Here is a 24,725-nt window from a genome sequence, read left to right on the forward strand (position 1 = left end):
TAATATTTCATATTTAAAAATATATCTATCTTATAGTTTAATAAACTATCCTCAATTGTTAATCCCAATCTAAGTTTTGAATTTCCTTTATTAATTCTTTCCCTTTCATTTGATCAACCATATAAATGAATCTTGCTAATCCAATTAAATACCCTTTATAATTAGCAATGGTAATAATCTTATGGTATTTCAAATGTTCATTTACACCAAATTTTTGACAATAATAAATTTCCTTATCCAGTCTCCTAATATATTTTTGTGGAATCCTCACACCTTGTGATGTAACAATTAGGCCCGTTACTATTTTCGTATGCCTATTTTTCATTAATCTGGTTTTATTATCATTAATAATAAAACCATGCTTATTTAATACAAATGATACTATTTCTTTTATTTTCTTTACCAATGTAAGATAACCTTTTTTTTGAACACCTGAGAAAGTAATATCATCTGCATATCTAGAATACTGAATATTGTATCGTCTAGCTAATTGTTGAAATTCCTCATCAATTCCATGAAAAACAATATTAGATAACATCGGACTTGTTGGAAAACCTTGTACCAGTCTTCCATTTATAGTTGTTAATAGGCTAAAGGCTTCACTAACTGCGTCTGAATAACCAATTCCCATAAATATTTTCTTTACCTCATTATATTTTATTGAGGGAAAGAAATCTTTGATATCTGTTGAAAATACCCAAAATGGCTCTTGATGTTGATGGACTTCTGCATTCGTTAGAATCGATTTATTCTTAACAAATCCATGTGCACAGTTCGATACTACAATTTTATTTAAGATATTCTTAAGTATCCATTTTTGAACCGTTTTTAGTTTATAACTTGGTTTCCAAACCTCTCTAGGATCCCCATTTCGTTTTTTCACATAATAATGATTGGTATTGTCGATCATAAACTTTTTTAAATCGTCATTCAACAATTCAAAAAGCATCATTAACTGATTAATATCAAAAATAACAGGACAATGGTTAGAATATAAATTCTTAGCATATTGGTTAAAGATTTTTTTCTCTTCCTTTGATAAATCACTTGATTCAATATTCTGTAAAATTTGCTTAATCATATCCTAGTATGTTTAGTGACTACTTCACCTTTAAATTAAGAAGATCTTAATGTTTTAATTCTTAATTTAAAGGTGATAATAGTTCTGCGGCTTTTGGCAGAATTATTATTATGGTTTTGAAATAAGAATTAAATACATACTTACTTCAATTAGCACTTGCTAAAAGTCTAGTCACCACTAAACATTATACCTCCTTTAGAGTTTTTTGGGAATATAATTTTTTAAAGGGGTCTCTTTAACTACATATTTAAATTCATTTATTCTCTGAAGAGAAAACCCATCAAGTTTTGAATTTCTTAATATACTATAACCTTCGTATGTAATAATTAGTTTTCCATCTTCAAAAATCACCAATTTTGATTTAATTAAAAAATCAATAATATAAAATACTTGTTCATTTGTAACAGTCAAATACTCTTTAATAGTATCTAATACCTCGGCCATCTCATAGTCCCTTATAATCAATAGCACAATGTTCCTTTTTAAAGGAGAAAACTTCACATCCTATCCCCTCTCTCTTACTTTCTTAAAGATTGCATAGCATCTTTTAGCTCATCGCTATCCTTTTCTTCCCTGTCATTATTCCTTGTTTTTCTAAGAAACAAAGCTTTCCAGTTTGAATTTTCCTTTGAAAGTAAGGTTAAATTGTTATTTGGTGCATTTATAAATGATGCAATTGCATGATTCCTACAATATTCACTTTTTCTTAATTTATTTTTTTTATTTATATTACTAATCATCTCTTTTATTTGATCTATATTATCACTACTAAATACCGTGTCTTCTTCTAATACATCTGTAGATATTTTATAAAAACTAATTTGGATTTCAATATTTAATCTTTTTGCAGTTTTTTTTATTGCTTCCATTCCTGATTTACTAGCTTCAATCACCAAAAAATGCAATTTGGTGCCAATATCACTATCTTTAGTAATCTCACCTATCTGGTTCAATAATTTAATTACAGACTTACCGGTACCAATGAAATCATCAATAATGATTAGATTTTTTACTGAATGATATTTTTCATCATATTCTTTAACCACCTCATTTAAGCGCTTTTCTCTCTTAGCCTTTCTTGCTTGCAAGCCACTAATCTGCTTTTCTATTTTAGATTTTACTTTTTGGTTACTTTGAATCGCAGATTTCTCCTGTAGATTCAAAATAGCAGCGTCATCAGCACTATCTTCTTGATCACATTTTTCTACAATTTTACTAGCACTCTCTTTTTTAGCTTTATATTTTTTTAGATAGTCTACTGGGCCATTTACATTTGTTCGATTAACATCTATGTTATTAAGATATATAAAGCTAAGAAGCATGCCTATCGCTGATTCAATTCTGTCTTTTCTTCTTAATGGCATAAACATAGATTTTTTAATAAATACATCAACACTCTCCATAGAACATATCTTCTCTTCAAAAACACTCTTATACACATGCGCTGATTTTTTTTCAGAATAATAATTGAAATAATTACAAATTTTCAATACTATTTCAAATTCTTCCTCATCAAGATCCTCCTTCCATTTCATTAAGGTGCTCAACTTTTCATTTCGCAAATTTTCATCTAAATCCCACATAAGGACAAGTTCATTAATATCTTTTATTTGCTTTAGCATACTCGATTCCCCAAATAATTTATTTCATTATATGTATAGCATTTTTCATTATTATATCCCCTGCAAAAAACAAACTTCATTAAAATATTATCATAAAATCCAACATTTTTTACATAATATATTTAGTAAAGTTCACCGTATCATACCTATAATTTTTATGGAAAAGTATATTTATTTTTTACTTAGCTATCTAACTAATTCTAGCTTTCCATAAGTTACTTTACGTTCTCCTCCACTATGAAACTTTGATTTTATTGTAAAAATTTGCATAGTACTATACTGATTGAAATTATTATCCTCATATTCAAATATAAACATTACATATTCTTTCGCTTCATCTTTTACTAATGTTAAAACCGTAGTATCAGACACAATATCTGATATAAACTGTTTTGACCTTACTTCCTGTGCCATAATTAATCCAATAAAACAAGGGGAAGCACACTCCTCTAAACCATCCGATTTTTTTCTTATTGCAGTTACTTTAATATTAACAGCAGGAGATGTACCAATATTCGCAATTCTTACATGTGTAAAAAAACCATGTTCAATACTTGTGTAGCCTTCTTCTCTCTCTAAATCCAGCATAATAATTGGTTTTGTATTGTCAGGAATAGATAAGTATTTAACTCTAAGATCTTTATATTTTTTATCAAGAAGATCTGCTATTTCAGTATTCTTATATAAAATGAATGTGCACTCGTTTTCACTACATAGTTCTTCACATTCAGCTACTTCTTGAGTTTTTGGGTCATAGCTTGTAAATGCCACACAAATTGCCCCAATTGTTGAAGATCTGTTTTTTAATACTTTTAAACTCTCTTCTAAATCTTTACGCATTTTTCCTTTTGTAGCATCTTTCGTGATTTGAATATGGACTTCCTTACCATTCTTTTGATACGCTAATAAATCTGGTTGTCCTGATCTAGTCTGATCAGCCCCCTCAACGTTTCCTATGTGATTATAATTTACCCAATCTTTTTCCTTTTTCAGAAGTTCTTCCGCTAGATTTTGGAGCGCTCCTGATGAAATACCAAATCTCAAATATAGTTTAGTATGATTCATTTCTGCACCTCATTCTAATAATTGACTTTGATTCCATAATGTTAATAACTCTAATATAGCATCCTCAACATACTTAGTATATGAGTTCCAGCCGATAAGTTTTATAACCCGCGCCCCACTAACTTAAATACAGACGACATGCTTTCCCACTATAATAATCATATATTTTTCTAATAAAATCCGCACCAGCTTCATATAACCTTTTATGCATATATTTTTTTGATTCATCCACTCTATCAACCAACAAATAAAAGTGCCTACGAAAACTCACTTGTTCTATACAAAAATAATTTTGTTCCCTTATTCATCACTTAATCCCCTTTGTATCTACGCACTATTCACCAATATTTAATACTTCCAACACTTCCCTAAACAACACCGATCCTCTCCCAACAACCAACTCCAAAGGCACCTCTTTAACTCGCCCATCTCTCCCCACCACCACAACCCCATTCTCATAATCCACCCAAATCTGAACATCCTGCACATAATACCTCTTAATAGAAGAAGCCTCATCTAAATTACTATGATCCAGCTCAACCTTAACTTGCTTCGTAAAACGACGCAGCGTTTTCCAAAGAGTTCGTTCTTCTTTTGATTTCATGAAAAGTTCTGGGAGTTCTTGTACTTCTTTTAATAACGACATAGTTGTTATGGTGTATGTTTGAATTCCATATCCTACTGGACGAATGAGATGGTCTAGTTTTTTCCATGGCTCTAGTTCGAAATGTACATACTCATCGTGTTGTTGCATTTGAATGTGTTTAATTTTTGCAACGTATTGAATGCCGCCTTTTTCTCCGTACCATTTTTTCGGTACATATAATGCTATGTACTTTGCTTCTTGCCATTCTGGTTTTAACTGTGTGACTGGTAACTGGTATAAGCCTTCTTTTCTAAAAGTTTCATAGTCGGCTTCAGTTTTCACGCTGCCCACTAATACTTTTTCTTCTAGTGAAGAGTGCCATTCTTCTTTTGTTCCTCTTGGAAGGATACCTTCTCTTATAATTTCTTCTGGGCTTTTTTCAATAAGGTGATCTAGAAATTGTTCGACTAGTCTTGTTGCGTTTGGTAAGAACGGGAAGCCACCGATATTTACTTTTTCTATACTTTTATAAAATGGATGGTTCTCGTACGCTTCCTCTTGGTTCCACGGGAATAGTACGTACGCTCCGTAAGCTGTTCGCTCAAAAGGCCCCTCTTGTTCTACTACGAGTGCATCTCTGTAACGATGCATTGTGTTAATGTCTTCTTCCATTGGACCAGGGGTGCCATACTGCCTTTTGTAATGGGCCTTTTCAGCAAAATCAATTCGATATTTCGCATCAAAAATGTATTGGTATTGATAACTCTTTCCCTTTTTCTCAATAGCGAGCATTGTATCTGGTTTTTGTGTAACTGTTGGTAGTCTACCGCTTCTTTTCTGGAAATAAATTTCTATTACTTCATCAGTGACTGGATGTTTGAACGTTCTTTTTGCAGTTTTACTTTCATCAAGCGTTACGTATAAACCATCTTGCTTAACTTGAATAACGTCTTGATGGAGCGGTATATATTTCTTTGATAAAATTTGTCCGAGTTTTAAATATGTCCAGTATTCGTATAATCTAGCGACGTCTTTTACTGACATTTTGAAAATTTGTCCTCGTAATGTTAAACCTCGCGATAGCATTAAGAAAATTTGATACGCATCTCTATATCCTGCTGCCATTTGAATAACAAGTGAAAAGACTGAGCGATCTAATTTTCCGATTCCTCTCCAAAATGGATCGTTCAATTCATTTTTCATTCGATACTTCATATTTTTTACACGTTCCAGCAAATCTTCATCAGTTTCACCACGTGTATATCTAGATTTTGTCTCTAGCGCCTTAAGTAAATCATCTATTTTATGTACAACTCTTTGAATCATCCATTTAACAAATCGATTTTCCAGCGTATCATAAGAAACTTCCTTATAAGCTGTAATGCCTTTAGTCGGTATATTGTTTTCTCCTTGCAGCAAGTGTGGTCGCTTTCGCAAATAGTTCATTCCGACAGAATCCAATTTACGAATTTTTTCTCCTCGTACAAGTTGATGCCTAGTCATAAGCGTATGATGCGGTTGTCTTTTAATATGAGAGATCGACTTCATAAATCGCTCAAACGAATCATTTAAAATACGATAAAACTCACTCTTCGATGGATTTGTAGCGTAAATTGCAGATGCTCCTAAGTATGTTCTCTTCAGTAAATGAAATGCTAAATTATAAATTTCATCATTTACTTCCTCTAATAAGGCTCTGTAATCATCCTTATAATCAAGTTTTGCCGGAAAAACTTCAAATGTAACAGTTAATAAAGTGTTTTGATCATCCTTAATTTCAAACGTTGTATTTCCTACTTCATTCGGAAAAGAAAGATTACCCATTAACACATGAAGTGATCCCATTTGAATAGAACTAACTTGTTTTCGAAATCCTGGATGTTCATGATAAAAAGAGAGATGCTTGTTATTTTTCGGAACAACAACAAGCTGATAACTTCTATTTTCAAAAAAGATTGGCGGATGTTCGTTCCATTCATCCAACCTCTGCAATCCCGCATCAAATACAGAAACGGATTCCGTCTTCCCATTTACATGAAAATACATCATTTCATCTGCGTTCATAGCGTGATATTCTTTTAAACTCTCGTATTTTTCATGATAAGGATTTCCTTTAATCGTCAATGATAGCTCCTCTGTTTCAATCTTAACTAGCTCTATCTCATTATTAGATCCAGAAAGAGGTGAAACCATCATACTCGAACCTCCTTAACATATGAGACAGCTTGTTAGCTGAACGAGGATACTTAGCATATGAAGCGTCATTATTGCCACTATCATATTCTTCATTTGCGCATAATACATACAACTGTTTTAATACATCTTCTGTTCTGCCATCGCTCCCTGCAAGACGCGGTAAAATCTTTTGATATATTTGATAATCAAGCGCTTCATCAAACGCTAATAACTTTCCTTGTTCGTTGTATGCCATATAGAAACAAATTTCATCTCGTATACGATACCCAACTTGAGCTCCAACTGATTCAAGTGTTTTATTTATTTCTATTAAAACGCTCGATATATTTCTAACAAGATCTTCGTTCTCTTTAAAACATTCCTTTAGATGCAGATACTCCGTTTCTAAAGAGCGATTTGAAGCAATTTCAGCTTCCTTCTCTTCCACATCCATTAAGAAATTAAAATAATCTAAGTTAACGGTATTAAACTCAATTGTATTCGCACGATCTAATACTTTCTTACTTAACGGATGTGTCGTTTCATCCATATTTACAGTTCCGATAATATATACATTTGATGGAATCGTAATATGCTTATTCGTAATTGATTCTGGAAGTACTGGTGATGTAACAATTTTTCTATCTTTCCATTTACGACTTTCAATTACACTTAAAAAGTCACTAAAGTAGTACTCTACTCGAGCTAAGTTCATCTCATCCAACACTACAAAGTACGGTCTATTTGGATTTGCATCTGCATTTTCAAGAACTTTAATTAACGGTCTTTCTTGAAACTCACCTTGAAGATTCACATAGCCAAGCAAATCAGAACTATCACTCCAATCAGGTCGAACCGGAATAAGCGTAAATTGTCCATTCTCTTCCGTTGCCCCTAAACTCTCCGCAAACCACTGAACAATTTTCGTTTTCCCTGTACCTGAAATACCTGACAAAATCACAAACGGCTTCGTCTTTAATGACAGGAAGAAATTAATAAGATCCTTTTTCTCATAAAAGAAACCTTTACTTTGAATATAAGAAGACACGTGATCGATAATGGATTGCTGATCTAAATACACTTCTTTCCTCTCATAAATCATTTCATATTTCGTTCCTTCCTCTTTATAAGCAATAAATCCCTCATAATAGCGAAGCATTTCTTCTAGGTCCTCTACTAACTCACTTTCACTTGGCATTTTATTAGCATCGTACACAATATAAGCCGCAGTTGAATTCGCATACCCTTTCGCTTTTGGGCTTGTCCCTAGGAAAATCTCATCATCTTTTTTCACCTTTTGAGACATATGTATTTGCTCGCGAATCTCTTCTTTAATTTTTTGCATCTCTTCTTTAGACGTTTCCGTCACACCTTGTCCAATAGTTAAATAAAGTCGTTGCATATCTTCACTAAATAAGTAAACGATATAATAACCTCGCTGCGTGGATGTTGTAATATCTCTATGCATTAGCGCAACCCAAGGAACTGTTGCCCAATTCCCTTTTCCGACTGACCCTATCACACTGTACTGCTTCTCATCTATAAATGATAAACGAACGATCTCTGTTGCTATATCATTTCGGACTGTTAATCCTAATTTATGTCCTGCAAGTTTTTCTGTTTTTGCATCCAAATATTCTTTCATTATCTTTAAAAAGCCTTCACGTAAACTACTACTCATATTACCGCCCTTTTCTTCACTCTTTTTTATGTATTGTTCAGATGGAATCCATTCATTATTAATCAGCCCTACTTGTTCAAGCCAATCTAGTAAGTTACCCGTACGCCGCTTCGCTACCGATTGAACCATTAAATTATCTCCTAATGAATTTCGGACAATCGTCATTCCAAAATCAACTAGAGCTGCTTTCTTTTCATCCTTTGAATATTTCTCTAGCAATCCAAGAACAAATAAAGCATGTCGGAAATATTCCTGCTTTAAAACTAACTGTGCAATGTAAGCATTCCTATCCTTCGATTGAACATATTCGCTTAATAGCAGCTGATTCATTTCATGAGATTCATTCAAAAAGCCCAACAATCTTAAATCCTGGCGTGCGCGCGACTTCCTACTATATAAATTTTCATCCATTTGTTCACGTAACGTACTTGGATTATATGTACCATTTATTATTTCTTCTAAAAAGAGCATGACTTTATCATATTTTTCACTTGGTAGGTTATCTGTTTGGAACTTTTCAAATGCAATAGCATTTTCTCCATTAATTTTTGTTACCTCTACAAAAGGTAATTCTGCAAATAGCGATATAAGAAAAGCATTCCGTTCCTCTTGTCGTACAAAATCGTTAACATTAACTAATTGAACATTTATTAAATCTCGCCAAAATTGTTGGATCTCTTCCTCATTCACACTAAATTCTAAATCCAACTCTTCTTCTATTCCAATCTCTCTGTCTACATGTACTTCATTATTTTTTATCGTCGTAATCCAATTACATTTGCTATCAATGATATGAGTAATTCGCTGTTTTACTTTAATAAATTCAATCATTATTTTACCTAGCATCTTTATCCTCCGTAGCTACAATTAATTACAATTACTGTTATTTTATCAAACTATCAACAAGTAAAAAACATATGGATAAAACGATATCATTTATTTAATATGTCTACCAAAAAAATTATTTCATTACAGTTGCCACATCACCCTGCATTCCGTAAAATGATGATATGCATGGGAAGGAGTTATAATATGCCGACTTTTCAATATGGAACTACAGCTATTGAATATGACATCGAATATGCCGACGGTAAGAAAGATATATCTATTATTGTTGAATGGATGGAAGATATTCGGCTCATCGTCCCGACAGGTATTACTAATGAGCAAGTTGAGGAAATTATACGGAAGAAAGCACCTACTATCTTTCAAAAAATGAAAGAAGTTAATGAAATAATTGATCCTCCTTTACCAAAGGAATTTGTCAGTGGTGAAAAATTTTCTTATTTAGGACGAAATTATCGATTAAAAGTATATAGAGAAGAAGATCTAAAGAAATCACAGTTAAACTTTGTACGTGGTAAATTTATCGCAAGCGTTCCAGACGGGATAGACGAGACTGAAAAAAGGAGACAATTACTGGGGTTGTTTAAAACTTGGTATCTTGAACACGGTATAGCTAAGGTAGAATCACGTTTACAGCTATACTGCGCTAAGATGGGCGTTTCACCTAATGATGTACAACTAAAAGAGCAAAGAATACGTTGGGGTACTTGTACACCTGAGGGAAATATCTATTTAAATTGGAGAATTATCATGTCACCAATGTCCATTGTAGACTACGTACTCGTGCATGAATTGGCACATTTAAAATATATGAATCACAGTAATAACTATTGGAATTTTGTACGTTCTATCTTGCCAGATTATGAACAGCGTAAAGAGTGGTTACGTGTAAATGGTCCTACTTTAACATTAGAATAGTGGGAAAGCCATCTCAAACAGGATGGCTTTTTTTGTTATCATTTTTATTTCCTACGGTTTGCAGATGTGTTATATCCATTCCGTAGTAAAATGCTTCGAACTGCAGCCTTTGGCAAATCCAGAGATTTTACAATACCTTCAACTGTTATTCCATCTTTGAATAGAAAACAAATTTCTTCTTCTGCTAGTTCTACATCCTCTCGTTCTGGAATATGTACTCCGTTTATAACTAAAATGTCCTTGATATATCCTGGGGAATACCCTAGCTGTTTTCCTATAGTCTTAATCGCAACCCCCTTCTCCTTATATAGTTGAAGAATTTCCTCTGTTAAATTTTCTAAAAGTCCTAGTTGTATAGACACTTTCTTAATATCTTCTGCCTTACACGGAAACTGTGTGCTGTGAAACTCCTTTGCAATTTCAGAATACCGCTTTGTTTGAATGGCCTTTTGTAACCATTCCTTATATTCATAGGCGAATAGAAGACCTCTACTTTTCATATATCGCACAATACGATAACGTTTAACCTGTAACTGACTCCCCATCTCTCCCAATGTCATTTCATGATGATGCCTTTCTACAAATTCTCTCCATTCCTTCTCTAGAATATCATAGTGAACCGTCTCCACGGGGTTATCACCATGTTCAATCTTATGACAGTTTTCGCATAAAGTTATAAGGTTTTCTAAGGATAGAAGCCTTTCATCTTTTTCACAGACTTCTACAAAAATAAGTCTCGATTCTTCATTCTGTAGGTCTACCCATCCATTCTCTTGCAAAATCTCATCTAAAATCTCAGCAAAGGGACGGATATGGTGAGCATGAAGTATAGACTTATCTTTACATACAACACAACGATATTTGTCTCTTTTAAACACTTGCTGACTCAAATAGGCTAGACGATTCCGAACCATGTTTCGAACGGGGGTTACTCCCCCTTTCCAAAGACCATGCTGCTCTCGTTTTCTTCCATACTTCTCCTTACGTTCTTCTATAGTAAAATCACTCATACTGCTGCGTATTGGGATTTTAAATTTCTTGAGACGCTTAAGAACTAATCGATAATTGCAATTACCTACTTCTGCAACCTCTCGCGCGGACATCCTCCTCTTCTCATAATATTCACGAAGAAAGGGTTCATCCACATATGGATAACTGTTGTACTGTCGACGTTCTATCCCCATTTGCTCCAATCGACGTAGGATTAACATCTTTGAAGCACCATATCTCTTTCCAATTTCCTGTGCAGATATTCCTTCTTGATATAATTTGCGAATTTCCGAATCTAGAATATCGTCTCTCTTATGAGGAATTGGCATTCGTTTTCTTCCGCTAGAGGTGTCAACCCCCAGTTTCTTCAAACGACCACGTATCGTTTCTCTATTACACTTCATACTATCAGCTATTTCATTAATAGATGCGCCTGCCTCATAACTTGCAAAAATTAACTTATCATCTAAATCGGTTCTTTTTCCTGATGATCTCTTTCCCTCCCTTTTCTTTTGGACGTACTGAAAATCAAATTCCTCTGCTATCTCCTTCCAGCCCTTACCTAACTTCTCACGAATTGTTTTCGTATGAGAGAGCCTATGCTGCTTGGCATACTCATCCCATACCTGACAATGAGGCCAGTATCCTAATTTAGATGCATAAGCCTTGAGCATACTAATAGTACGCTCCCATTTATCACTAATCACCTTATAATTCCTCCCATATCAATAAACCTATAAACTATAATACTGTTTCTGCTGTAATTTTAATAATCTTTGAATACTAAAAAGCACGTTAATATCTAGACCGATTGAACAAATAGATAGAGGTTTATGCCAAGCGAAAGCAGATGATCTGAATACAATTGTTACATTTCACCAGATAAATTCATTAACTCAATTACAAAACTAATCTCAAACTTTAATAAGTTCAAAAATAAGAGGTATCTAAAAGACTAGATACCTCTCTTTACCTGCCCATACCAACATATTTTGTAGCAGCATAATTATTTCTTATAATGTACTGTCGCTAAATCTATCAATTGCTGTGTTAAGCTCTCCAATTTTTCTTTTGGACAAGTACTTACACGCAGTTGTTTCTTAATCTTTTTTCGCATTTCACGTTTCACATCTTCTTTATTCGTCCATTCTACTATATGTGCTTCTTGCTGAATAACATCCGTTATAAGATGAGTCAATGTTTTCAAATCCTCCATATCATCATATGGAGGCATTTCTTTCTCCAACATTTGATAAAAAGGATATTGTTCACGAGTAAAACCGTGTTCTTCTCCCTTTTGTGCTGCTTGTCGCATATCATTTACCATATTACGATATTCTTCCAACAACTCGTCGATATCCATCTGGCGGTCCTTACGCCTTTGAAGTAATTCTTCAAGTCGCTCTTTTAAAGATGTATAGTAAACTGGATTTTCTTCCATTTTGACTCTTATTTCATGACGAATCGCATGTTCCATTTCAGCCGCTTTACCTTCTGGTGTCTTTGTTTCATCTATCTGTTTCTCAAATCGATTTGAAAGAATATCAATTGGTTCGTGAACAACAGCAATTCCTACTGCTGCAAGATGCTCTTCTATAAGCTGTTTCACCTTTTCTCCACAGTCACTAATATCCATCTCATCAACACGATAACGAGACTTTGCTGCTTGTCGTACTTTACCTAGAAACTTTAAATCCACTATGTAATCATGTGCTTTAGGACTAGGCATTACCATATCCATACTTTCTGAGAAACGTTTAAATGCTGTGTCAAATTCATTTCGTACGTCTTCTGGTTCTAGCACCTGTAAGCACGCTTCTAGATTATCTGTCGAGATATAGTCGAAAAAGCGCATAGCAGAACGATGACGAGATTGTAACCTTGGTATTTCAGTATCGATATTTTGTAATGCACCTTGTACATCCTCTTTATTGAAAATAGCAAGTGCTTGTTCTAGGAATCTAGAAACACCGTAATAATCGACAATCAATCCATAAGTCTTTTTATCATATGTACGATTTGTACGAGCAATTGCTTGCAAAAGATTATGTTCTTTAATTGGCTTGTCTAAATACATAACTTGTTCGATTGGAGCATCAAAACCTGTCAGTAGTTTGTCACATACAATCAAGAAACTTAATTTATCCTCTGACATCGGCTTTTTAAAACGAGCAATTATATCTTTTTCTTCATCTTTTGATAAATGATGTTTTTGAAGATGCTCCTCATCATTATGACCTGCTGACATAATAACTTTTGATTCATAATTACTTAATTCGTCCAACATCTCTTTATACATAGCTGCCGCTTCACGGCTAATCGCTACAATTTGTGCTTTGAAGCCATTTGGCTGAATATGTTTTTCATAATGCTCAATCATATCTAGTACAATACGTTTAATTCGTTTTTGAGATGAAATAATTGCTTGTTCTGTTGCATATTTCTTCTTAATACGTTCCCGATCTTCGTCACTGTACTCACGGAATTGTCGATCGAACAATTCGTCTAACGAATCTCCCTGTACATGCAACTCGGGCATTCTTCCTTCATAAAAAATCGGTAATGTTGCCCCATCTTCTACTGCTTGTTCAATTGTATACTTATCGATATATGGTCCAAATGTACGATTTGTACTTTTATCTTCCTTATCAATCGGTGTACCCGTAAACGCTAAATAACAAGCATTCGGCATAGCGCTTTTCATTGTAGTCGCTAATCCACCATATTGAGAACGGTGTGATTCATCAATCATTACAAAAATATTCTCTGCAGTGGATAAGTTCTTAAATTCCTTTGTCTCTGCATCCTCTTGGAATTTCTGTACCAATGTCATAATGGTAGAACCTGTACCTTGTCCAAGCAACTGTCTTAATTGTGCGACTGACTCTGCCTGTTGCGGATTTGGGAAACCACATCGGCGGAACGTGTTTGTAATTTGATCATCCAAGTCTTTGCGATCTGTCACCACAACAATAGTAGGATTCTTAAGTTCCTTAATTCGTCTTAGCTTTACCGCAAGATAAACCATCGTTAAAGATTTCCCACTTCCTTGCGTATGCCAAACAACACCGCCACGTTGCGTCTTGTCTTCTGAACGTAAAATACGGTCAATTGCCTTATTTACTGCACGGAACTGCTGATAGCGAGCAAGTTTTTTAATCGTACGACCATCTACTGGCTCATATACAATGAAATTACGAATTAAATCTAGTAAATTCTCTTTTGTTAACATTCCTGCCGTTAAAATATCTTGTGGTGTGGGAGAAACACCTAATTCCGCGATCGTTCTTGGATATGGGTCTTTCCACTCACCATAGTGTTGTGCTTTCGCTCCAATTGTCCCTGCTTTTGCACGGTCATTACTCGTTACAATCATAAATTGATTGTAGTGAAATAGCTGCTCATATGTGTTTTGATATCGGTGCAACTGGCGTACCCCTTCACCAATTTGTTCATCTGGAGATAGCATAGGACTCTTGCATTCAACAATAACAAGTGGTAACCCGTTAACGAAAACAACTAGGTCAGGACGAATATTGCCTTTTGCGTTACTAATTGTAAACTGGTCTACCACAAGGAACTCATTATTTTCAGGTTTTTCGAAATCAATAAGTTTTACTGTTTGGTTCTTTTTTCCTTTACCAAGATCTTGTTGAACAGAAATCATGTTAACTATCATTTCGTGAAACTTTTGGTTTGCTTCCATTAAGCTGTTTGATTCAATATGAGTAATGAAGCGAATAACTTTTGCTAGATTTGTATCGGAAAGCCAAGGATTTAATCGTATAATAGCTTTATTTAGGCGTTCTTTTAGTACGATTTCACTCTTCAATTCTCTTTCTGTATCAAGGGAAGGACCATGAAAAGATTCATAGCCCAATCCTTTTAATTGTGTAATCATGCGGTTTTCTACAAGCTGTTTCTCGTTCCATTTTGAAGCTGAGGTCATGCTTGTTTCACCTCAGCTTCATCGACTTTCACACGAATTTTTCCTGTGAGGAGAGATTGCATAAGACCTTTTTTTATTTCTAATAATTTTAACAGCTTTTCTTTTTCTATTGTCATCTTTCTTTCTACAGAATATATGATACTCACAATATTTTCCTGTTCTTGTATAGAAGGTACTGGGATTTTTAATTTTCTTATCGTTCCTAATGCAATAAATTTTTGAACTCCACCATTAGAACCCTTTAAAAATTGCTTTTGAATGATATCAGAATCTAAAAGATACTTTACAAATATATTGGAAATATGTGACTTAGTAAATTTAATTAATGCAACATTTTTGATAGAAAAGTCAATTGTCTTCTCTACAATGACAGGATTCCCTATAGTCCCTATCATTCCAAATAGAATATCCCCATCGTCGACCCTGGACCGCTTTTCAATCTGTGTATGGTCCGATTCAGAGATAAAACTTATATTACTAAAATCTAAGCCATCGTTTTTAAGATTTTTAGATGTAACCAACGGTATTCCAGATGGAAAATACTTAGGGGAATCATGAGTCCCATCCCTAACATCAGTTACTTCATTCAATTCGCATACTTCCCACTTTTCAGGAATCTCTCCAATATTCGTTTTCTTAAACTGCGTATGTCCAATCCCTTTTGTAAGAAACTGTTGCATTAATCCTTTTTTTACTTTTTCAGTTTGCTGAATAATAGCTGTCGTTTTTTCTATCGCTTCATCAACAGAAGAAAGAATAGATACGATTCTTTGCTGTTCTTCCTTGGGAGCAAAATCCACTTCTAATTCATATATCGGTTTTTGTGATATAAGAGGTTGACCAGATTGGCTCCTAAGTCTCCCTAAATTATTATATTTTAAGAGATAATATAGATACTTTAAGTTAGTACCTGCAGTAACAGCTTTTGTATAAAGAGCATTATCTGTAACCCAAGATACACTTTCAGTAAGATATACTGAACCACAGTATTCTCCAACTCTTCCTATAACTATAACATGCTCATTAACAAGAAGATTATCTGTATATCCATTTATACCGTTTCCGCCATAAACAGGCACTTGATATTGTTCTGAAAATTGATGAAGATGTTTCTTTGTTTTGGATTTTCCACTGGTCAAAGATAATATCTCTCCTAATTTTATCCTTTTCCACTTATTCACGGTACCCCAACTCCTTTAAGCATTCATACATAACCTTTTCTATTTCTTCACGTTCCTTTTCCAACTTACGAAGTTCACTTATTGCCACAGCTACATCAATTTGTCCCTCTTCCTCTGTTGTGTCAATATAACGAGCAATGTTTAAGTTATATTCATTTTCATCAATTTCTTCAATACTTACAAGACGACAATACTTTTCCATTTCTTCATATTTATCATAAGCTGCCACAATCTTTTCAATATCTTGATCACGTAATGTATTTTGATTTTTTCCCTCTTGATAATCCTGAGAACCATCTAAGAAGAAGATTTTATTTTTAAGGTCTTCTGGTTTATTACGATTCAAAATAAGAATACACGCCGGAATACTAGTACCATAGAAAAGATTTGAAGGCAGACCAATAACCGCTTCAATTAAGTCTTCTTCGATAATTCCCTTACGAATTTTCCCTTCTGCTGCACCACGGAATAACACACCATGTGGCATAACTACTCCAGCTTTACCTTCATGGTTTAACGTAGCAATCATATGTTGAATAAACCCATAATCTCCTGCTGTTTTTGGTGGCAATCCAAATCGAAAACGACCATATTCATCACTTTCAGCATCCTCACGTCCCCAGTTCTTTAAACTGAAAGGCGGATTAGCAATAACACGATCATAAAGAATAAGCTCGCCTTCCTCGAGTAACTTCGGCTCACGAATTGTATCTCCCTTTTCAATACGATGGTCGCTTAGTCCATGTAATAATAAGTTCATTTTACAGATTGCCCATGTATTAAGGTTTCGTTCCTGTCCATGTAGAACTAAATTTCGTGGATTTCCACCTTTTTCTTTGATGTAATCTACAGATTGGATAAGCATTCCACCAGATCCTGCTGTCGGATCACATACACGCATTCCTTCTTCTGGTTTAATCAGTTTTACAATAAGTTCTACTACTTCGCTTGGTGTATAGAACTCCCCACCTTTTTTCCCTGCATCATCTGCAAACTGCTTAATAAGGTACTCATACGCACGACCAAGCATATCAGGCTCTGATAAACTGGCATTGCTTAAATCGATTTTAGAGAAATGTTGGATCAGTTGTAATAATAGACTATCAGGCAATTTCTCTTTATCATTGAAATCGATGTTTGCTAGTACCCCTTGTAACGATACGTTCTCTTCTTCTAACTTCTCGAACGCTTTATTAATGGCGTCACCAATATCTTGCGTTTTAGAATGAATATCTTCCCATCTTACACCTTCTGGAACAAAGAACTGATGCTCATCACGATCATACCAACCATAATCATCTTGCTCTTCTGCTTCGATACGTTTTGCTGTTTCTACAAATACATCATTTAATCGCTTTAAGAACAATAAACCGAATATATAATTTTTATAATCAGAAGAATCAATACTCCCTCGCATTATGTTTGCTGATTCCCATAAATGGGATTCTAATTGTTGTAATGTTAATTTTTCCATGTGCTTTCCTCCATTTGGATCATATCTATTTTCATGTATGTTTTTAAACAAGGTTCTTTATCCACTACTATAACAAAATAAACTCTTTACGACTAATGTCCCTCTTAAAACGGAACCCCATCAACCAACTCCAAAACATACCCCGCCATCAACTTCTCCAGCTCTTCCTCCCTACCTGAATGCAAGGAATATTCCCCACTCTCCAGTTTGATTGCAACGCTTGAGAACGGTCCTTCAATTAGAAATCGAAATCCAGCATCCGCATACTTTTCTGCTTCTGTGAACATTTCTCTTTCTTCTGTTAGTTGTTTTGTTTTGTTGTAGATGAGTGATTGTAAAATCGTTTTTTCGTATGTTGTGAATGTGTAGGCTTGGCATAGTTCGATTCCTTTGTAGGATTCGTCTATTTTGCCTAGTCGTTGTCCTACACATGCACATAGTGTGAAGAAGGAGCTGTGTTGTTCAAATATATGTTTTGTTCGTAAGTCTTTAAAGAACGGTAAGTATTCTTTGCGTACTTTGACACGTAATGACGTTTTTGTTTCTTCCATATAACTCCCTCCTCCTTATGAATGTTGCGGGATGAACATTGGATGTTCGATAATTTTTGTTACGCTCGGTTCGACGCTGCGAAGTTCGTAATATTTGCCCCAACATCCTTTTTCTAAGAACATGGCTCTTTCACGATCACCGAATTCTCTATCTGTTACGAGTAGTATCCATTGTGAACATACTTCTGGTAAGAAGCTTAATAAGTTCAGTTCATGTTTTGAAGATAAACGACCGAACGGCGTGTCCATGAATAATGGCATTTCTAAGGAAGCATGTCCTCCTGCAACTTGCGCTAATGCGGTAATAAAGCTTAAAGATAGTACTTGTCGCTGTCCTTGTGAAATGTTCGCTAGGAATGAGTGACCGTAGCTATTTAATACTTCTAATGAATAATCCTTTTTAATTCTTACTTCTTGAATATTCATATTCCCGCTATCATCTAATAGCTGCTGAAGATTATTTGTTGTTACTTTTTCTAGGTCGGCAATAATAATTTTTTCAAATTCTTTTATCATTTGATTAATTGCCTTTACAGCTTTCCCTGTTTCTTCTTGCTTTTTAGCAAGCTTCGCGTGTACGCCACTTTTCACTTTTAAATCGCGCAGAGCTAGTTCTAATTGCTCTTCTTTACGTTCAAGCTCTTCTATGCTTTCGCGCAATTGTTTCATATGCACATCTAACTGTACTTGTTGTTTATGTACATCATTTCGCTCTTTATTTAAAGTAGCTAAATCTTCAATTCCTGTATCTGCCAGTTGTTTATTTAAATTTTCAACTTGTTGTCGAATCGTTTCTAATTCGTACTCCTTTTTACTCACTTCATCAAGCTTATATTTTAAGTCGTTTTCTTTATCTTCAAGGAAACCGATTAATTGTATAACGTTTGTTAGCAGTTCATAAAAGGCTTTCTTTTCAACGTTACGAATTGCAACTTTTTCCAGTCTCATAATGGATTCGTACTCTTTAGATCCTTCTTGCAGAGCAGTACCGCACATACATTTTAAATCACTTAGTAAGTTTTGAATGAACTCTAAACCAATATCCATTTTTTCTGTTTGATAATCGAGTACGATCTCTAGCTTTGTTTTAACAGAATGAAGAATATCTTTCGCTAATAATAAAGATAACGTGTTGTTGAAACCGACTAAATGTTGTATTGCAGCTCGTTGTTCCATCTGCTTCGTTTGAAGAAGTTCTTCTTGTTGTTTTAATTCTTTAATTTTCTGTGCTTCTTCCTGGAATTGCTCTAATTGCGTAGTAAGGTGATCCAAACGTTGTTCAGCTTCATCTAGCTGTACACCAGTTGTTTCTAGTTCTAGCTTAGCCTTTTCTTTCGCTTCATCATTTTCTAGTTTTTCTTTTAACTTCTTTTGATAATCACCAGAAGAATGTTTTTGTAATTCTTTTAGCACTTGTTTATCTAACGCTTGTAATACCTCTTGCGATTTAAGTAAATCATCAATTTTTAATAAGTTTTTTATACCTTTTGCGATTTCTTTACGTTGCTGTTCTGACGCTCTTGTAAGGCGCTCGATACGTTCTCCGTCAAAAAAGAAATAGTTTTTTACACGCTCATCTAATATTTCATTTACAAATTGCTGAATTTCTTCTTTATCTGTAATGACACTTCCGTTCGTTACATTTTTTAACTCAGCAGCATGTAATCTCTCAATTTTTTCACCTTTATCATTTTGCACCGCAAATATGGAACGGCTAATAGAAAATTCATTTTGATTATGAAGAAAATCAATTGTTACTGTACAAGTAACACCTTTTTTCTCACCGTCATAATCTTCTTGCAATGCTTTTGTATTCGTTAAAACAATATCGTCTTTTCCATCAGCATCTTGATCTAAATACATATCTCCATATAAACCGAAGAGAAGACCGCGGTAAATACCTGTTTTACCGCGACCATTTTCACCTAAAATGACTGTAACAAGCCCTTCACTATTTACTCCTGCAAACGTAATACTTTGCGTGTCGTAAAACTGTCTAAAATGATGAAAGGTGATTTTTTGAATTAACATGTTCTACACCTCCTGTATGTCACACTTATATTAAACTATCAATATCTCTATCTAATTTTTTCACTAAAGCTTGTGTAGATAATTTTTTGCGTGTACTCACTAACTCTACCGTCTTCAGCACAATTTTCTTCGTTATATCTTCTTCCTTTTGTAAATACGGTTCAATCTTTTCTTTTAAGTCCTGTTGCAAATTTTACACCTCCACTAAATGCTTAGAGATAATCTCATCACCTATTTGAACGAAAGGAGCTTTTCCGTCGGCTAGTAACGTTTCTGTCTCAAATAGCAACTCTCCATCCGCCGAGAATCCGTATTGCATTAACTTTTTCTTTACATCGCGCATTTTCGCTGATCCACCAAACTCTTTTACTAATACATATTGGATAAAATCTGTCTCTGATTGAATAGAGCTTGTACGAGGTACGATAATAGTTCCTCTTGAACCTAATAAAATGAATTCTTCATCTCGTTTTAAACAATCTACAAATAAATCAATTGTCCAAGATAAACCTTCATCTAATTCTGGAAGATTTTCAGATAAACATTGTTCTACCAATATAAAGTTTTTCTCATTTATTTGCTGTTCTCTCGCTAATACATCCAATACCGCATTTTTTAACATAAGTTGCTTTTCTGTATTCCATCCAATTGTCATTTCGTGTACATACTCAGCATACTGGCCTCTCGTATAGTAAAAAATTCGATCAGAGAGCTGTAGTGTAATATCCAAAGCATTTTCATGAGCACCTAGTTCATTGACAAGCCAATCCATTACCTCTTCTCTTGAAACCTCGTATCCTTGCTCTAGAATATAATCTTCTACTAAAGTTCTAATACTAGCAGTTTCTAAATCACTTCCGATTTTCACGATGTGTGGGTAACGTGGCAACATAAAATGATTAGCACACTTGGGACGAAGTAAATAATAGAGTAAGTAATTTGTATGAATGCCATTTGCAATGCAGTATGATTCAAACTCTTTAAATATGCCATTAATTTGAAACTGCGGAATTTCTTCTAATTTTTCGTTTACACGCTTTACAATTGGATCAAATATATGAACTGGCATTTGCTCATAGAATTCTAGCAATGTGTATTCTCCATGATTACTCTGAATAATATCTGGTGTACTAGATAAAGTGAATTCCACCGTAAACGGCTTCCAACCACGATTTACTATAAACTCTTCTCTTAATTCTTTCGTGCTCACTCCATACCCTTTACTTCTAATAAAATCTCGAAGTAAATCTGCATTTCTTATACTTCCTGTGTCCCCTATTTGAATAATTTTCGGGAACTTTGGTAGTGCAATATGGTCAGAACCATATTGTCTTAATAATGTGTACAACGCATATTCTGTTGGAACGTCATTTTCTAGTAGTACGTCTTCATATTGATCGAACAAATATGTAACCGTAATAACCGGCTTCTTCTCTAATTTATCAGCCGCTTCCTTTGCAATTGTCTCAATTAATTCTATATTCGGCTTAACGAAGCTACTGTGAATATAAATACCTCTACCCCATAAATAAATCGTGTCTGCAGATTCATCTCTCGTACAAATAGCAGGAAAATCTCTTTCTCCATGGAATGAATTCGGCATTATTTCATTTGCCTTCTCATTTAACATCTCATACCCTTTGTACACTTCAGCACCATTCGGGAACTGTCTCAATACAATCTCAGCTACATCAATCTTCTTTGCTTTTGCTAATACATATTGATTTTGATCTGTCTGACGCATTATTTCATTACAAGTATTCCTTACAATAAACGGAGACACTTCTAATTCCGTTGCAACATTCTCGATCATTTCCTCATATTGCTCTTCTTCTAACAATTTCCCTTTTAATCGTTCAGAGAAAATATTAGAAATTTGTCTATCAAATTCTTGTAACTCAGCTTTCGTTAAAGTAGTGAAAAATTGCTTATCAAAACAAAGGTATATATCCTCTAACTCTAACATTTCTAAAACTAAGTACTCGTAAAAAGTGTTCTCTGTGAAAATGTCATTTTCCATAAAGTTTCTGTTAGCTTCTAATTTATTTCGGAATAATTGAAACCATACTTCCGCTTTCATTTTAATCTTTCCGACTGAATTTTTAACAATTTGTCGGATTCTTTCACGCGTTACATCATGATTTTGCGCTGATTCTTCTAATGTTGGGCGCTTTCCATTTAATGTTCCTTCATACCGTTCGCGCATAATCGCAAGAGCTTTCTCGTTTATCTTCAGCTTAGTATGAACACTTCCTGTTTCTACCATTTCTTGCAGCATTTCTTTTAACTGATCTGTTTCGTACTGCACTCTCTCGTCCGCCGTCATTGTTGCATAAAAACTTTCTTCCTGTTCTCTCTTCTCAGCAATTTCTACCTTTTCTTTTAAGTGTTGTAAGAATCTCTTCACAGCTGACTCGCCAACACCTTGAAACTTTCTCAGCTCCTGTAAATCGAGAGGCAGTTGTTTATACTGATGAATACCAGCTTCATGCAATTTTTCTATAAGTGATGGACAACTTAAATAATCACCGTATTCTAACGATTCTTCCTGTAATGAAGACGGAATTACGACTCGTTCTCCATTTAATAGTACTTCTTCTCCTTGTGTCCCTATTGGCTCAACGACAACCTCGATTTTTTTAGGGCGCCCCATCTGTCCTAACTGACTAAAAAATTTCTCCATCATTTTAGGGCCAACATTACGCATTTGTTCCCGTAAAGGGAGTATATCTTTTGGAAGATCTCCTATCACATGAATCCCCATATTTTTTCGCAATTGTTTAACAAGGGTATTACAGCCTGAAATCAGCTCTAGCGTAATTTCAATATTTCTCATAGAAGCAGGAATTTCTACACATTCCGTTCCCATACAAACTATAAATCCGTCCTCATTTTGTAACTCTTCTTCAAATTCGTGCTGACTTTGTGTATTCTCTTCTCCGCTACTACTGGGACTGTCGTCATCTGTATCAGACTCTTCGTGCTTTAAACAATTTAAAAATTCATCAAATGCTTCAGCTGTAAGCCAGCGAACTGCAAACACTGGTAGTCCATTTAATTGCTTTATCTTTCGCACACCAAACTTAGCAAATAACTCTGTTAAGTGTTGTGGAAGCTTCTCGCTTAATGCTTCATTTTGTGTAGTATTTATTTCTATTAATACTCGCTCTTGTTCATGAGGCAAGTTTATAAGCTTCGCTAAATTTCCTTGATACTCACAGCCTAAAAACCATAACTGGATTGCTAAATCATAAAAATCTTGTTTATCCTTTCGATACCAATCTCGTAAATGGTCTTCTTTTATTTCTCCAAAAGTTTCTAAATGAAAATGTTCGCCAAATGTATAAACCGGACTCTCTCCATATTCATTTATACACACTTCAAATAATCGAAAAGGAACAATCAATTGCTGATCAGTCACTTCTCTTTTTTCTATTACTTGCTGCACGACTTCTTTTTCTTTCTCTTGCTCAATTTCTTTTGGCACATCCACTTGCTTCGGTTCTTCTACTTCCTTTTTAGGAGAACCTTCCTTTTTCTTAGGACCATCATTATAATCCCCCATTAAAAACCAAGCTGGCTTACGCTTTGTCACGCGCCCACCTTTAGCTGTGTGACGGAAATAAATTTTACGTGGTTTCAATGGATCTAATACCTCTTTTAGTTCCCAACCACCAACTAACCAAAGGGATCCTCCCGCAGAACGCTTATCAATGATTTCTATATCATGACTTTGCAAATAGCTCATTAAGTCAAAATCTTCTTCTAAAATTTCCGTATCAGTTGTTTCTGCTTTTTCAGGCGTTTTTTCTTTAATAACCGGCTCTTGTACTTCTTCCTTTACAGGCATCTTTCCTTCAATAACTGGCTCTTGTGCTTCTTCCTTTACAGGCACCTTTTCTTCAATAACTGGTTCTTGTGCTTCTTCCTTTACAGGCGTCTTTTCTTCGATAACTGGCTCTTGTGCTTTTTCTTGCTCTTTTTGTTCCGTTACAACTTGTACGACTTCTTTCTCTTTTTGCTGTTCCTGCGTTAACTTGAGTAATGTCTCCTGCATTTCACGGAACTTGGCTTCAAGTGTTTTTTCTACTGTTTCTGCTACCGTTTGTTTAATCTCATCTGTATTCACCGTCTGGTCTGTGATGGCTTTCGGGCTTGCATATACTGGCGCTTTAAAATTAACATCTCCGTATAATTCCATGAACCAAACTGCCAAATCATATGTAAGTTTATGAGCTTTTAATGCATCTTCTACACTTCCAAAATTCGCTTCATGAACCGCTTTATTGCCCATCTTGCGAACCCATTCAAATCGGAAATGCATCTCTTCATTTAAAATCCCTTCCCGATACAACTTATGCACAACTTCTACGTGCTTCATTTCGTAATATACTTGAATATCTTCCATTTCCATTACATACTTCGCTAGTTTTTCTGCAAAAAGCCTCGCCTTTGATAACGCAGACGGAACATCGTTATATACTTGTTTCTCTAACGCTTCTGCAACATCAGCCAATTTCTTATACTTTTGCTGTAAAAAAGAAAATAAAAATTCGTTGCTCATATACTCTATCC

15 protein-coding genes are annotated in these 24,725 nt (G+C 34.6%); 1 reads left to right on the plus strand and 14 read right to left on the minus strand.

What is annotated here, in order from left to right; genetic code table 11:
• Positions 1 to 58 precede the first annotated feature (58 nt).
• The 6 genes from MKX66_RS15145 to MKX66_RS15170 form a co-directional block, all read right to left on the minus strand.
• Positions 59 to 1,081: a reverse transcriptase family protein gene (locus MKX66_RS15145; RefSeq protein ID WP_341086576.1), complete on the minus strand. Its 1,023-nt coding sequence runs from the start codon at positions 1,079 to 1,081 to the stop codon at positions 59 to 61.
• A gap of 195 nt (positions 1,082 to 1,276) precedes the next feature.
• Complete coding sequence (locus MKX66_RS15150; RefSeq protein WP_341086577.1) at positions 1,277 to 1,525, minus strand: hypothetical protein; 249 nt, start codon at positions 1,523 to 1,525, stop codon at positions 1,277 to 1,279.
• Positions 1,526 to 1,599: 74 nt separating this feature from the next.
• Positions 1,600 to 2,703 (minus strand): phosphoribosyltransferase-like protein, encoded by a 1,104-nt coding sequence (locus MKX66_RS15155; RefSeq protein ID WP_341086579.1) that lies wholly within the window; start codon positions 2,701 to 2,703, stop codon positions 1,600 to 1,602.
• 186 nt (positions 2,704 to 2,889) lie between these two features.
• Positions 2,890 to 3,768, minus strand: a complete 879-nt coding sequence (locus tag MKX66_RS15160; RefSeq protein WP_341086581.1) for a hypothetical protein — start codon at positions 3,766 to 3,768, stop codon at positions 2,890 to 2,892.
• Positions 3,769 to 4,102: 334 nt separating this feature from the next.
• Positions 4,103 to 6,547: a restriction endonuclease-like protein gene (locus MKX66_RS15165; protein WP_341087653.1), complete on the minus strand. Its 2,445-nt coding sequence runs from the start codon at positions 6,545 to 6,547 to the stop codon at positions 4,103 to 4,105.
• Positions 6,522 to 9,056, minus strand: a complete 2,535-nt coding sequence (locus tag MKX66_RS15170) for an McrB family protein (protein ID WP_341086583.1) — start codon at positions 9,054 to 9,056, stop codon at positions 6,522 to 6,524. Before MKX66_RS15170 ends, MKX66_RS15165 begins: the two co-directional genes overlap by 26 nt.
• A 186-nt stretch (positions 9,057 to 9,242) precedes the next feature.
• On the opposite strand from MKX66_RS15170, the gene MKX66_RS15175 reads away from it, so the two are divergent.
• Positions 9,243 to 9,974 (plus strand): M48 family metallopeptidase, encoded by a 732-nt coding sequence (locus MKX66_RS15175; protein WP_341086585.1) that lies wholly within the window; start codon positions 9,243 to 9,245, stop codon positions 9,972 to 9,974.
• 44 nt (positions 9,975 to 10,018) lie between these two features.
• Here the strand turns inward: MKX66_RS15175 and MKX66_RS15180 are convergent, their stop codons facing one another.
• The 8 genes from MKX66_RS15180 to MKX66_RS15215 all read right to left on the minus strand — a co-directional run bounded on the left by MKX66_RS15180 (position 10,019) and on the right by MKX66_RS15215 (position 24,714).
• The gene (locus MKX66_RS15180; RefSeq protein WP_341086586.1) at positions 10,019 to 11,671 is read right to left on the minus strand and encodes an HNH endonuclease; all 1,653 of its coding nucleotides are present in this window, start codon (positions 11,669 to 11,671) and stop codon (positions 10,019 to 10,021) included.
• Positions 11,672 to 11,970: 299 nt separating this feature from the next.
• The gene (locus MKX66_RS15185; RefSeq protein WP_341086588.1) at positions 11,971 to 14,913 is read right to left on the minus strand and encodes a type I restriction endonuclease subunit R; all 2,943 of its coding nucleotides are present in this window, start codon (positions 14,911 to 14,913) and stop codon (positions 11,971 to 11,973) included.
• Positions 14,910 to 16,094 (minus strand): restriction endonuclease subunit S, encoded by a 1,185-nt coding sequence (locus MKX66_RS15190; protein WP_341086590.1) that lies wholly within the window; start codon positions 16,092 to 16,094, stop codon positions 14,910 to 14,912. Before MKX66_RS15190 ends, MKX66_RS15185 begins: the two co-directional genes overlap by 4 nt.
• Entirely contained in the window at positions 16,087 to 17,568 is a 1,482-nt protein-coding gene (locus tag MKX66_RS15195) for a type I restriction-modification system subunit M (RefSeq protein ID WP_341086592.1), read from the minus strand. Before MKX66_RS15195 ends, MKX66_RS15190 begins: the two co-directional genes overlap by 8 nt.
• A gap of 104 nt (positions 17,569 to 17,672) precedes the next feature.
• The gene (locus tag MKX66_RS15200) at positions 17,673 to 18,119 is read right to left on the minus strand and encodes a hypothetical protein (protein WP_341086594.1); all 447 of its coding nucleotides are present in this window, start codon (positions 18,117 to 18,119) and stop codon (positions 17,673 to 17,675) included.
• A gap of 15 nt (positions 18,120 to 18,134) precedes the next feature.
• Complete coding sequence (locus MKX66_RS15205; RefSeq protein ID WP_341086596.1) at positions 18,135 to 20,150, minus strand: AAA family ATPase; 2,016 nt, start codon at positions 20,148 to 20,150, stop codon at positions 18,135 to 18,137.
• A 25-nt stretch (positions 20,151 to 20,175) separates the two neighbouring features.
• On the minus strand, positions 20,176 to 20,340 hold the full coding sequence (locus MKX66_RS15210; RefSeq protein WP_170952767.1) for a hypothetical protein: 165 nt from the start codon (positions 20,338 to 20,340) through the stop codon (positions 20,176 to 20,178).
• 3 nt (positions 20,341 to 20,343) lie between these two features.
• Complete coding sequence (locus tag MKX66_RS15215; protein WP_341086598.1) at positions 20,344 to 24,714, minus strand: hypothetical protein; 4,371 nt, start codon at positions 24,712 to 24,714, stop codon at positions 20,344 to 20,346.
• Positions 24,715 to 24,725 lie beyond the last annotated feature (11 nt).

Source organism: Bacillus sp. FSL R9-9530, assembly GCF_038008145.1.
Classification (GTDB): Bacteria; Bacillota; Bacilli; order Bacillales; family Bacillaceae_G; genus Bacillus_A; species Bacillus_A mycoides.

Excerpts from the sequence above, each read along its gene's own strand:
- MKX66_RS15145 (WP_341086576.1), bottom strand. The coding sequence starts at position 1,081 with ATGATTAAGCAAATTTTACAGAATATTGAATCAAGTGATTTATCAAAG.
- MKX66_RS15150 (WP_341086577.1), bottom strand. The coding sequence starts at position 1,525 with ATGGCCGAGGTATTAGATACTATTAAAGAGTATTTGACTGTTACAAAT.
- MKX66_RS15155 (WP_341086579.1), bottom strand. The coding sequence starts at position 2,703 with ATGCTAAAGCAAATAAAAGATATTAATGAACTTGTCCTTATGTGGGAT.
- MKX66_RS15160 (WP_341086581.1), bottom strand. The coding sequence starts at position 3,768 with ATGAATCATACTAAACTATATTTGAGATTTGGTATTTCATCAGGAGCG.
- MKX66_RS15165 (WP_341087653.1), bottom strand. The coding sequence starts at position 6,547 with ATGGTTTCACCTCTTTCTGGATCTAATAATGAGATAGAGCTAGTTAAG.
- MKX66_RS15170 (WP_341086583.1), bottom strand. The coding sequence starts at position 9,056 with ATGCTAGGTAAAATAATGATTGAATTTATTAAAGTAAAACAGCGAATT.
- MKX66_RS15175 (WP_341086585.1), top strand. The coding sequence starts at position 9,243 with ATGCCGACTTTTCAATATGGAACTACAGCTATTGAATATGACATCGAA.
- MKX66_RS15185 (WP_341086588.1), bottom strand. The coding sequence starts at position 14,913 with ATGACCTCAGCTTCAAAATGGAACGAGAAACAGCTTGTAGAAAACCGC.
- MKX66_RS15195 (WP_341086592.1), bottom strand. The coding sequence starts at position 17,568 with ATGGAAAAATTAACATTACAACAATTAGAATCCCATTTATGGGAATCA.
- MKX66_RS15200 (WP_341086594.1), bottom strand. The coding sequence starts at position 18,119 with ATGGAAGAAACAAAAACGTCATTACGTGTCAAAGTACGCAAAGAATAC.
- MKX66_RS15205 (WP_341086596.1), bottom strand. The coding sequence starts at position 20,150 with ATGTTAATTCAAAAAATCACCTTTCATCATTTTAGACAGTTTTACGAC.
- MKX66_RS15215 (WP_341086598.1), bottom strand. The coding sequence starts at position 24,714 with ATGAGCAACGAATTTTTATTTTCTTTTTTACAGCAAAAGTATAAGAAA.